Annotated in this window: 9 protein-coding genes; 3 read left to right on the top strand and 6 right to left on the bottom strand. The window is 56.3% G+C overall.

The features are described from left to right. Window positions 1–1,291: 1,291 nt before the first annotated feature. From azu to M6D89_RS16630, 5 genes are read right to left on the bottom strand one after another with little or no spacing between them, the layout of a single operon-like run. A complete protein-coding gene (gene azu, locus M6D89_RS16650) occupies window positions 1,292–1,744 on the bottom strand; it encodes an azurin (RefSeq protein WP_253969221.1) in 453 nt (150 codons plus the stop codon). Between the two features lie 29 nt (window positions 1,745–1,773). Then, window positions 1,774–2,787, bottom strand: a complete 1,014-nt coding sequence (locus tag M6D89_RS16645) for an ABC transporter ATP-binding protein (RefSeq protein ID WP_253969220.1) — start codon at window positions 2,785–2,787, stop codon at window positions 1,774–1,776. Then, entirely contained in the window at window positions 2,787–4,307 is a 1,521-nt protein-coding gene (locus tag M6D89_RS16640; RefSeq protein WP_253969219.1) for an ABC transporter permease, read from the bottom strand. Before M6D89_RS16640 ends, M6D89_RS16645 begins: the two co-directional genes overlap by 1 nt. Next, window positions 4,304–5,341 (bottom strand): extracellular solute-binding protein, encoded by a 1,038-nt coding sequence (locus M6D89_RS16635; protein WP_253969218.1) that lies wholly within the window; start codon window positions 5,339–5,341, stop codon window positions 4,304–4,306. Before M6D89_RS16635 ends, M6D89_RS16640 begins: the two co-directional genes overlap by 4 nt. Further along, window positions 5,342–6,145 (bottom strand): hypothetical protein, encoded by an 804-nt coding sequence (locus tag M6D89_RS16630; protein ID WP_253969217.1) that lies wholly within the window; start codon window positions 6,143–6,145, stop codon window positions 5,342–5,344. A gap of 161 nt (window positions 6,146–6,306) precedes the next feature. Between M6D89_RS16630 and M6D89_RS16625 the strand changes: the two genes are divergently transcribed. Beyond that, window positions 6,307–7,461 carry a Card1-like endonuclease domain-containing protein gene (locus M6D89_RS16625; RefSeq protein WP_253969216.1) on the top strand — a complete coding sequence of 385 codons (1,155 nt, stop codon included), beginning with the start codon at window positions 6,307–6,309 and terminating at the stop codon, window positions 7,459–7,461. Beyond that, window positions 7,458–8,165, top strand: coding sequence for a glutamine amidotransferase (locus M6D89_RS16620; protein WP_253969215.1), 708 nt, complete (start codon window positions 7,458–7,460; stop codon window positions 8,163–8,165). Before M6D89_RS16625 ends, M6D89_RS16620 begins: the two co-directional genes overlap by 4 nt. Here the strand turns inward: M6D89_RS16620 and M6D89_RS16615 are convergent. Beyond that, the gene (locus tag M6D89_RS16615; RefSeq protein ID WP_336297564.1) at window positions 8,134–8,640 is read right to left on the bottom strand and encodes a methylated-DNA--[protein]-cysteine S-methyltransferase; all 507 of its coding nucleotides are present in this window, start codon (window positions 8,638–8,640) and stop codon (window positions 8,134–8,136) included. The genes M6D89_RS16620 and M6D89_RS16615 overlap by 32 nt on opposite strands. Before the next feature lie 491 nt (window positions 8,641–9,131). On the opposite strand from M6D89_RS16615, the gene M6D89_RS16610 reads away from it, so the two are divergent. Beyond that, the gene (locus tag M6D89_RS16610) at window positions 9,132–12,140 is read left to right on the top strand and encodes a TonB-dependent receptor (protein WP_253969214.1); all 3,009 of its coding nucleotides are present in this window, start codon (window positions 9,132–9,134) and stop codon (window positions 12,138–12,140) included. Window positions 12,141–12,301: the final 161 nt, after the last annotated feature.

Genomic DNA, 12,301 nt, shown 5'->3' with positions numbered 1-12,301 from the left:
GATCTCACGGGACGCACCAGAGGTCGTGTTGGCGAGGGACTTGTTATTCTATTTTTTATAACGGTTGTTTTTCGGGGCCTAACTTCGCAGAGGCTCAGCCCCACAAGTCGCCCTAAAGCTCGGATATACCGTTTTTTTGTCTCATTCAGACTAGGGCGCGATGCTTCGTTGCGCAGAACTTCAGACAACCGACCTATATAATCCTGCTCCATGAACGAAGGAAGCCTTTCAAAAACTTCTCGCCTGTGAGGCGGGTTAAGTTTTAGCCCCTTACGTACCTCTGCACAGGATTCAAACAAACTGGAATTGGGGGCTTGCGTCGAGAGCGCATAGCGAATAATCAGCACCTTGAGCCCATCGAATTTATCTCGGTCAGCAGCTGAGGACGGCTGCAATATACACCCCAGTAGCTCGCGCTCTTTAAATTGGCCACTTACCGGATTAGCCTGCGACCCTTGGGGGGCTGGCCGAACAGTGACTGGAAACTCAAGTAGGTATCTCTGGGCATGTTTTTGTATCGCCACCCAATGGGCAGAGTCGGGATATTCCAAATAAGGACTACCGCCTAGACTGAGTCGCAGCACCTCATCCATGTAGACACCTGCAAACTCCGAACGCGAGCTTATTCCGGCCAACCGCAAGAGCTCGTCCGGTGTCTCAATAATCCTCAAATCCGAGTTATAATTTGCGCCCATCTCTGGGACATTATTTCCGGCAGATGTCGATTTCGGCAAAAATGCGCCTCCTTAGATGTCCTTTAAGTTATCTAAATATATAGCCAATATATCAATAACTTACAACACTTAGAGATCTTTTTAACCATTTATGCAACTTAATATACAGCTTTTGAGCATGTATATTATTAGCTTCAGGTGCTAGGCCTCACGGCCGTGGAGGTTCAAGTCCTCTCCTGGGCACCATATTAAAAGAAAGGCTGAATCCTCTGGGTTCAGCCTTTTTTTGTTGGTCCGGCGCTATCCCTTAACGTCGTCGAGGACTACGTCCTGCGTCGCTCCCGGCATCCTGCCTCCCGCGACACTTGCGCATCCCTGCGCATCGTCCTGGGCACCATATTAAAAGAAAGGCTGAACCCTCTGGGTTCGGCCTTATTTGTTGGTCCAGCGCTATCCCTTACACGTTGTCGAGGACTACGTCCTGCGTCGCTCCCGGTACCCTGCCTCCCGCAACGCTTGCGCATCCACGCACATTGCCTTGTATCACATAGTATTAACTTACAAAAAAGCCCCGACCACTGCTGATCGAGGCTTTAATTGAACAGCCGCTTAGGCTATTACTCAACCGTCACCGTGCCTTTCATCAGGGCATAGTGGCCGGCGAAAGAGCAGAAGAAGCTGTAGTCGCCGCCTACTTCCAGCGCGGATGGATCGAAGGTGACCGAGGTGCTTTCGCCGCCGCCGATAACGTCGGTATGGGCGATAACACGCTCATCACCGGGCTTGATGTAGTTGTTGTCCAGGCCGGCGCTCATGCCGTCCATTGCCACACCCTGCAGGTCTGAGGCTTTGGTCAGCACCCAGTTGTGACCCATGACATTTTTAGCCATGTTGCCGGAGTGGGTCAGATTAACGGTGAATTCATCGCACGATGACGGAATGGTCATAGCATTGGTGTCAAAGCGCATCTGATCGGTGCTATCGATGGTCACCTCGCACTCTTGCGCCTGAGCGGCAGAGCCCAATAGCGCGAGAAAACCGATTGAGAACAGTTGTTTTACAGCTTTCATAAACATCTCCTTAACGATTCGGAAACAGATTATTCCCGATTAAATACGGCCAGCGGATGAGTTGTGATCACTTTAAGTTGTACCCGGCTGCCGGGCTCGGCGCGCACTTCGTGGCTTACACGCACTTTTACCTGAGTGCCGTCGTCTAAGTTTACGGCAAAAAGTCGGGTACCGCCCTCGTAGCGTGCCCAGGTGACTGCACCATTGCCTGCGGCGCCGGCAGGGGTTAAGGCAACATCATCCGGGCGCAGCAGTAAATCTACCTCGCCCGTGGCGCCATCCACAGGCGTACCTGGGGCATCGCCTATAGCTGTGACCACACGGCCCTGCTCAAGTTTACCGGGAATAAAGCTCGCCTCACCCAAAAAACGGGCCACGAAACGGCTGGCCGGTTCGCAAAAGCAGGTTTCCGGAGTATCCAATTGTTCCAGTTTACCGCCATTTAAAATACCGACGCGATCACCCACCGATAAAGCTTCTTCCTGATCGTGAGTGACCCAGAGTGCGGGCACGCCGGCGGTTTTGAGCGCGTGGCGGATTTCCCACCTCAGGTTGTCTTTAAGGGCGGCATCCAGATTGGACAAGGGCTCGTCCAACAAAATAAAAACCGGCTCGTGAGCCAGGGTGCGCGCCAAAGCCACCCGCTGCTTTTGCCCACCGGACAATGTGGCCGGTTTGGCATGGCGCAAAGCGCTAAGGCCCAGCAAATCAATCCAGTGATCGGCCAGAGCCGTGTCTTTCAAGCGAAAGCAAACATTCTGCTGCACGGTCAAATGGGGAAATAGGGCAAAATCCTGGAAGACCATGCCCACATTACGCTTCTCTGGGGGCACGGGTTTCTTAGCGCTGGCGCGCCAGGCGCCCAGGGTAATCTCTCCCTCGGAGATAGGGATTAGCCCTGCCAGGGCCTGCAGAATCGTGGTTTTACCGCACCCGGTGGGCCCCACCAGCATCAGGATTTCATCGTCCGCTAACGCCAAGTTAAGCTTGTCCACCACCCGGGTGGAGCCGTAATCGACCGATAGGTTATGCACGCTTAGCATTAGCGTTTGGAGTCCTCTGTTACGTCAAATTCACCCCGGCGCTCGCCGGTCAGCATTAACGCCAAGCCCAAGCCCGACATCAGTACCAGTAATAATCCGGGCACGGCGGCGCGGCCAAAATACCCCGCCTCGTACACCCGCCACAAGTAGGTGGCCAGAGTTTCAAACCCCGTGGGCCCTAGCAGCAAGGTAGCGGGCAGCTCGCGCATCGCCTCTAAAAAAACCAACGCAGCGCCTGCGATCATACCGCGCAGGGTAAGCGGCAGAGTAATTCGGGTAAAGGCCTCTTTGGGGCTGGCGCCTAACAAACGCGCCGCTTTCACCAAACTGGGGTCCAGGCTTTCTGCAGAGGACCTCACTGAGCCTACCGCCAAGGGCAAAAAGCGCAATACGTAAGCAAGCACCAACAAACCCAGGGTTTGATACAAAAACGGCAGCTTGAGCCCCACGTACACCAGTGCGGTGCCCATGACAATGCCGGGCACGCCAAAGCCAAAATAGGTGACCCGCTCCATCAAGCGGCCCGCCTTACCGCTAACCGCGGCGTGGGCTACAGGCACTGCCAGCACGACTGCAACCACAGCGGCCAAGAACGAGGCATAGGCTGAGTTCCAGGCGTAGCTAAACTCGAATCCGCCCGTACCTTCGCGCACCAACCAAAGTCCGAAAATGGCCAAGGGCAAGACAATGGATAATAACGGCACGGGCAAAGCCGCTGTCAACAAGGCGTTTACCTGCCAGCGCGAGGGCCACAGAGTTAAGCGGCGTCCGGGGCGCTCGCGGGTCGCCTTAACCCGCGACTCTAAAAACAGCACCAAGCCCACGATCACCAAAAGCTGCAACGACAACATGGCCGCCTGGCTAAGACCAAAAGCGTTGTACTCGACATAGATAACCCGGGTAAAAGTATCCAAACGCATAATGGCAGGCGTACCAAAATCTGACAGGGTATAAAGCGCGGCTAACAGTGCGCCAGCGGCAATGCCATTAAACACCCGCGGCAAGACCACCTTCCACAAGCTCATGCCTAACGACATTCCCAGCGTGCGGGCGGCGTTCACTAGGCTGGCATCCAAGCCGAGCAGAGAGGCACGCGTGGTCAACAGCACAAACGGGTAGGTATACAAGGTCATTACCAGGGCGGCGCCGGGCAAGCCGTAAAACCCGGGAGTGGGGATACCGGTCAGGTGGTTAATTTCACCGCCAGGGCCAAAGGCGGCGTACAGGGTAAAGGCGCCGATATAACTGGGCATCGCCAAGGGGGCGGCAAACACAATCAGCCACAACCTGCGCCAGGGAAGGTAAACATAGGCGGTCAGTAGCGCCAGGGGCACACCGATAAGGATTGAGCCCAGCACGGTCAGGCCCATTAGCGCCAGGGTATTGCCCAGCACTTTCAGGTTATGGGTATCGAACAACTGGGCGGTGTCGCTGGCCAAAGACACCAGCACCCCCACCGGCACCAGCGCAAACAGCGCTATCAATAGCGCCAGGGGGTAAGAGCCGGGCAGTCGGGTCATAGCACTCCGACGCGGCGCATTAAATCCAGTGTGGGGCGCAAGTCCGCCAGCTGAGTTAAATCCATTTTAGGTGGGGAAATGGTATCCAGCGCGGGTAAACCCTGTGGCGGAACCACACCGTCTACCAGGGGAATTTCGTAGGCCTCGCTGGCCAGATAGGACTGAACCTCGCGGGTGAGCAGATAGCGGATAAAATTAACCGGCAAGTCTCCCTCGCTTAACGCCAAAATACCCGAGGCATTCACCAGGCAGCCGGCGTCATTTTGGGTAAAGGCTAAACCTACCCTCGCATCCGGCTTACCGGCTTTTAAGCGCAGGGTGTAGTAGTGATTGGCAAAACCCACATCCACTTCGCCCCGCTCTACCGCCATCACTACGCCCAGCTCGCCGGCGTAGTTCTTGCCGCGCTTATTCATCGCCTTAAGCCATTCACCGGTGGCTTTTTCACCTTCAAGCAAACGCATGGCGGTAATAAAAGACTGGAAAGAAGCGTAGGCCGGCGCCCAACCAATAGACAGGCCGCTGTCGGGCAGCGCCATCACACTGGCGGGGATTTTATCCGCAGTGAGCTTATCGGTGTTGTAAGGCAGGGTGCGAATGCGCCCGGTCACCGGCGACCAGTTATCATAGCGAAAGCCTTCTTTTAACTGGCCGGTTAAGTCGGCTGGCAACTTGCGGGCAAGGCCTGCCTCATCCACCAGGCCAATCGCGCCGGAATCCACCGCCCAAAACACATCGGCGCGGCGCACGCCGGCCTGGGCCTCGGCCACAATGGTATTGGCCAGGGCTGCGGTCACACCGCGGCGAATATTCAGCTTAAAGTCCGGATTGCGCTTTTGAATCGCCTCTAGGACATTTTCATACAAGCCACCCTCGCCTCGCCCCAAATACAGAGTTAGCTCGCCTACCAGGGCGGGCAAGTCGTCCACGGACAGGGCTCCGGGTGTTTGCGCCAGAGCGCGCGCGGCCGTTAATGGCAGGCTGCCGAGTAAGCCAGCACCCGCCAGGGCCTGTAGAAAATGTCTGCGTTGCACTTAAAAAACGTCCTTACGCTCGGATTCGGCTTGTTCTAACAATTCTTGGGCGCTGTTCAGCTTGGTTTGCATATCGCTAACCACTCCGCGCACTTCTTCGACACTGCCATTGCCCGCGATGGCCTTGGGCAGAGTGACGTTAAAATCTTTTTCCAGGCTTTCTACCAACGCCGCGTCTTGCTCAATCAGCGCACCCTCTACCCCTTCAAACAGGTTCAGGTAGGTGTCGTGCACAATCCCGGTGGCCTCATCGGGCAGCTTTTCGGCATACTTGGCCACCACACGATCCAAACGCTGCTTCACCTCATCCAGTGTGGCTACCGGTGTGGTGGGACCTGATGTGGTTTTTACCTGTTCTAGCAAACCGCGCTGCTGATACAGGGCCGCCAGTTTAACCGCACCCAGCGCCTGCCACAACGACTGCTCCAGCGCCGCTTGCTCGGCGCGCACCTCATTGACCGGTTTTTCCGCGTCAATGGCCTCTTTTACACCGTACAACCCCTGCCAAATACTGGCATAAATGGGTACGTAGTTGACTTCAATCGCCGAGTGAAACAGCACCGACTCCCAGATATCCACGACCTTGTCAGATTCCGCCGCCTCGGCGCCTTTGGCCTCATAAGTGTCTACCATGGCGTCGATACGCTCGTTAATCCAGTTCACCTCTTTGGTGTACTTATCCAGATTGTCCTGCAGGTGATTAACATGCTCGCCGATATCGCCGTTGGCAGAGACCTGAGCGGCCGCTAAGAGTAAAGAGCAGACAAACAGTGCCTTGTGACAGCTTTGCAATAAAACCTTCATAAAAAATTCCATTAGTGAGACTTGACCTTCTAAATGATACTTATTATCAGAAACAAGGTAAAGCAGCCTGCCACGTAAAGAAACGAAATATTGTCCTGTGGGCCTACTTGCTCGCTCTAGCAAACGCGGTAGACTGAGCACTCAGGATTAAGGATGCTTTTATGGACAGCTATACCACTCAGTTTTTGATTGTATCCGAGCGCCCCAACCCCAACTTACTGCCACTGATCGACTCGCGCCTTAAGCCCGATGAGATCATCCTGCTCACCCCACCCGACGCGCACCTCAATGACTACCAGCAGTGGCTCATTAACACCTGCCGCCCCATGGGAATTCACTGTACGGCGGTGGACCTGACCGAGCCCTGGGATATCGACGCCCTGCGCCAGAGCCTTGAACAATTGGTGGACGAACGCCTGGCGCGCGGACGAAACCTCACCCTTAACAACAGTGGCGGGAATAACCCAGTGGGCATTATCGCGCACGAGGTATTCTTTTACCGCAACCTTCCGGCTTTTTATGTGCACGACGACTGGGTTCGCTGGCTGAGCAACCCCGAGCAAAAAGCCGCGTTTAACCTGCAAGACAAGATTAAATTGCCCGCCTTTTTGCAAAGCCACGGCCTTGATGCCACCGGCCTTAACCGTCACCCGATCGCCAGCGCTCAGCGCACTGTGGCCGAACGCTGGCTGGCCCGCGCCGACAGCTACAGCAAGGCAATGGGCGCTCTAAACTACTATGCCTCGCGCGCCGAATCCGACCTATCCGCCACGGTGAGCGACAACCACTTGCGAGACCAGACACCTTTCACGCAAATGCTGGACGACCTGCTGGAGCAAAAGCTGGCTCAGCTGCACGGTAATCAACTGCATTTTGCCAGCGAGGAAGCACGCTTTTTTGCCAACGGCGGCTGGATGGAAGAGCTGGTGTTTAGCGAGCTTTTGCACTTGCGCAGCGAGTTTCCGCAACTGCAAGACGTAGCCCGCAGCGTGCAAATTAACTGGCTAGAAAGCCGTCGCCAGCGCCCGGTGCGCAACGAGCTTGATGTCCTGGCGCTGATCGACAACCGCTTGCTGGCCATTGAGTGTAAAACCAGCCGCTTCGAGCAGGGCAGCGGCAAAAAAGTCGTCTACAAGCTAGGCGCCATGATTAAACACCTGGGCGGCCCTAGCGCCCGGGGGCTAATTGTGAGCTTTCACCCGATTAAGGAGATTCACTGCGAGCGCGCCGAACTGTTTGATGTTAGCGTTTGCGAGCGCCGCACGCTCCCCAACTTAACCCACTTTTTACGCACACAGATAAGGCAGATGTTATGAAAACCGCCCTCGCCCTTTATCATATTGATTTTGAAAAACTGGGCACGCTGGAGCCCGTGCTGGCCGAACGAGGCTATCAGCTCGAATACATAAATGCCTGCACCGCCGACTTAACCCGCATAGATGCCAGCGAACCCGAACTGCTGATTATCTTGGGCGGCCCCATGGGTGTGGATGACGGCGACCTATACCCCTTTATGAAAACCGAGCTGGAGCTGGTTAAGCGACGTCTGGAAAGCGGCAAACCCCTGCTGGGCATTTGCCTGGGGGCACAGTTTATCGCCCGCGCCGCCGGGGCGGCCGTAAAACCAAGCGGCGTAAAGGAAATCGGCTTTGTTCCGATCAAGCTTACCCCCGAAGGCGAAGCCTCCCCGCTAGCCGCGCTTAAAGACACCCCGGTGCTTCACTGGCACGGCGATGCCTTTGCCATTCCCGACCAGGCAGTGCATTTAGCCAGCACCGACATTTGCGCCACCCAGGCCTTTAGCTTGGGCGACAATGTACTCGCACTACAGTTTCACCTTGAGGCCGATCCGCAGCACATTGAACGCTGGCTGGTGGGACACAATTGCGAAATCAGCGGCGCCGGCATCGACCCGAGAGACATCCGCCGTCAAGCCGGGCAAGCCACAGGGCTGGCCGCCAAAGCGCGGGAGGTGCTTAGCGCGTGGCTCAATCAATTAGGGCCTGGCTCTCTCGCCTGAGAAGCTCGCGCTTGCGCTCTACCCCCCAGCGGTAGCCGGATAACCCACCATCGCGGCGCACCACCCGGTGGCAGGGTACCGCCACCGCCAAGGGATTGGCCGCACAGGCACCGGCCACGGCACGCGCCGCCCCGGGTTGGTTAATCGCCTCGGCCAGCTCGCGATAACTGAGCGTCTGCCCCGGAGGGATACGCCCCAAGGCTTGCCATACCCGGCGTTGAAACGCTGTACCGCGAATATCCAGGGTTAATGGGTGGCCACCTGCGGGCCGCTCAATCAAACCAATCACCTGGGCGACGGCTTGCTCAAGTTCGGCATCTGCACTTACCAAGGTCGCGCGGGCAAAGCGGCGCTGCAAATTCTGCCATAGCGCGTCCGGCTCATCGCCCAGCAAGATGGCGCACACGCCTTTTGCGGATTGCGCTACCAACACATGCCCCAGTGAGCACTGAGCCTGCGCAAAATAAATGGTCATAGCGTCTCCTTGCGCCCGATATTGACGCGCGTCATAAATAAAATCCGGTCGATCACCCCGTCCATTACGGTGTATACCCGACGGCTATTCGCCCAATTCCTAATCCCTATAATGCCCAGAGAGTATCGCGATGTCACTCCGCGTCTTGCGAATAACGTTTATCACCGGCGCACCAAACGAAGACGCTTTTCACAATCTTTGCCCGCCATTAGGGCAAGCTTGCACTTTTTTACTTGAACGCCTGTTCATTCTGCCCTACCCTCCTGTAACCGTTTACAAAATGTGATGTAGAAAACGGCTTTCCCATTCGTTTTTTTACACGTCAAACACAATAATTCCAAAAATACACCAACTGAGCAGCTTTTAAGCAAAAGCCTGCGGTGCATTTTTATGTGTGAGCTTTGTAACCGGTTACTAAACTGGCCTTTATTGCGCCACAAAACTCCAAACAGCAGTAACGGCCATGCCTATAAAAATGGAGACCCTGATCGATGAAAGTTAGCCATGTACTGAGCAAAAAACGTCTTGCAGCCTGCGTATCCGCGATTGCCGTAGGGGGCACAGCCCTTCCCGCGCTGGCACAACTGGACACCCCGCAACTGGAAGAAGTTGTGGTCACCGGTGTACGCGCCGCGCAACAAAACTCTGTCAACATCAAACGCGATGCCGATTCGGTCGTGGATGCGATTTCCGCCGAAGATATCGGTAAACTGCCCGATGTCACCATCACCGACTCTTTGCAGCGCATCAGCGGTGTGCAAATCCGCCGCAACGCCGGTGAAGGGACCGCACTGAATATTCGCGGCTTGCCACAAGTACTGACCACCTTAAACGGCGAGTCTTACCTGGGCGCCAACTCAATTACTACGGTACAGCCCAACTACAGCGACATTCCCTCGCAGCTGTTCTCCGGCGCCGAAGTGGCCAAATCACAAACAGCCAGCATGAACGCCGGCGGCATTACCGGTATTGTCGACTTGCAGACCTACCGTCCGTTTGATTTTGACGAAGGCTTTACCGTTTCCGGCGCCGTCAACGGCACCTATGGCATGGATACCGAAGAGACCGATCCGTCGGCCAACCTGCTGCTTAACTGGAACAGTGAGCGCATTGGCGTTATGGCGGCGGTAAGTCGTCAGGAAGCGACTCTGGCCAACTACTACTCGGGCGTTATGGGCGATGGCGGCTGGACCGGCTTTACCAACGAAACCGACTACGGCTGGGTCAGCCCCGACAACGATCAATTCGCCGATCGCTACACCGACGGCGCGGTGGATATAAACAACGACGGCGACCTGGACGATCGCTACTGGGCCTATGTGGGGCACACCGCCTACAACCGCGAAACCGAACGCGAGCGCACCGGTGCCAATCTGGCCGTGCAAGTCGATTTGGGAGCCGGCTTTGAGTTTGTGGCCGAAGCGCTGGTTACTGACCTTGAAGACAACGACTATCAGGTGGGCATTGCCAACTCTGACAAATGGCAGAGCTGGAGCTGGTACGACGCCACTCAATCCACCGATCACGGCAGCGTAAACACCGTGCAGGAGTACACCACCTCGGGTCGCCGGATTAAGTCTTACTCCTCTGTGCAGGCGCAAACCGCCGAGTCGCAGAACTACAACATCGAGCTTAACTACGACAACGGCGGCGAGTTCACAGGCTCGTTCCGTTACATTCGCGGCGAAGCCGAGCAAGAGCGCCTGAACAGCTACACCGACGTGGACCTGGCCAACGGCAGCCAGTGGGGCGTGGAGTGTCAGTACTACCCCGACGGCACCGCGGGTGAGCAGGGCGACTGCGCCGACGGCCAACTGCAAACCAACCCCGGCGGCTACCTGGGCTACCCCCAGCTTAGCATTGACTACAGCGGCGACGATCCGCGCTGGAGCGGCTTTGACAACAACGCCAACCTGAGCATTAACGGCGACTCGGTGGGCGAGGCGCGCAGCATTGCCGACTACATGGGCGATGTGAACAGCTACGCGCTGGGCGCCTTTGCCAGCGAGAACAACTTCTCGCGCGAAGGCGAGCTGGATGTCGCACGCTTTGACGGCGAATACCGTTTTGACACAAACTTTTTCACCTCGGTGGAGTTTGGTGTGCGCTATAGCGAGCGCAGCGTCGACAACTTTGAGTTCGACCTGCTGTCTCCGGTAAACGGCTGCGATGTTAAATGGAAAGCCACCGACGTGATTATGGACGGCGGCGGTGTCGACGGCGCCTGTGTCGCCGGCGATGGCGAAAACTACTACGCCGCTGGCGTACCCACACCTTTGGCCGACCTTGACCCCATTCAGGTAAGCGACTTTGGCAGTGTGTCGGGGGTTCCCAGCATCTGGGCGGTAGACCCGCGCGCCATGGCTGATGTTGAGGCCTATCACGAAGCCCTCTACCCCGGCACTCACCGTTCAATCTTCCCCGGCCGCTCCTACGAGGTCGAGCTGGAAGAGCTGAGCTACTACGCCAAAGCCAACTTCGAAACCGGCATTATGAGCGGTAACTTTGGTCTGCGCGCGATCGATTCAGACCTGACCGTGGTGCAAAATGAAGTGGGTGCGGCACAAGCCTATGGCGCTGCCGCTGTAGACGCCGGCGACATCACTACCGAGCGCTCGCTGGATTATCTGCTGCCCTCGCTTAACCTGCGTTTTGACTTGAGCGAAGACCTGATTCTGCGCGCCTCATACGCTCGCACCATGGCGCCACTGGATCTGGCTCAATGGGGCGGTGGCCTATCACCCAACTACGTGCTGGACAGCAACCCCGACAGCGACACCTATAACCAGTTTATCGTCAGCGGCGGTAACGCCAACGGCAACCCCGAGCTGGATCCGTGGGAAGCAACCAACTACGACTTGTCGCTGGAGTACTACATGGGCGGCGCCAGCAGCCTGTCGGTGGGCTGGTTCTACATTGATGTAGAGAGCTTTATCGAAAGCGGCACCGTACAAATGGAGCTGCCCGATCAGGACGGCGTCGTGCGTCGCAGTGTGCCCATCTCAACCAGCATTCAAGGTGATGGCGGCGTACTGAAAGGCGTAGAACTGGCAGCCAAGCTGGCGTTTGACGACTTCTTGGACGTTCCCATGTTGAGCGGCTTTGGTGTCGATGCCAACTACACCTACTCCCCCAGCGAGTCTGGCAACCAGGGGATGGACGGTCAGGAGCTGCCCTTCCAGGACAACTCCGAAGACGTAATTAACCTGGTGGGTTGGTATGAAAATGGCCCTCTGCAAGCGCGCCTGGCCTACAACTACCGCAGCGAGCGGGTAGCGGGCTTCAACCAAACCTGGGGTGAAGGCACCTTGTGGCAAGAGCCTACCGCCTATGTGGATGCATCGGTGAGCTACGACATTAACGATTATGTCAGTGTCTTCCTGAACGCTTCTAACATCACCGAGGAAAAGGAAACTTACTACCTCGAGTACGAAGACCAGTTCGCCTGGCAGAACGAATACGAGGCCCGCTACACCATGGGTGTACGCGCGACCTTTTAAACACGATTTAGGGGCCTTTGGCCCCGCCTCACTGTCGTGTAGCTGTAGGGATTACCCCTACTCTCCTGTTGGGCGCTCGGGCAACCGAGCGCCTTTTTTATGGATGTAAGATTTATTAATGCACGGGATATTTATCGCTCCGCCACTGGGTTAAGATGGGA

This window comes from Gilvimarinus xylanilyticus (genome assembly GCF_024195295.1).
GTDB lineage: Bacteria > Pseudomonadota > Gammaproteobacteria > Pseudomonadales > Cellvibrionaceae > Gilvimarinus > Gilvimarinus xylanilyticus.
This window is presented reverse-complemented; position numbering and strand designations above follow the sequence as displayed.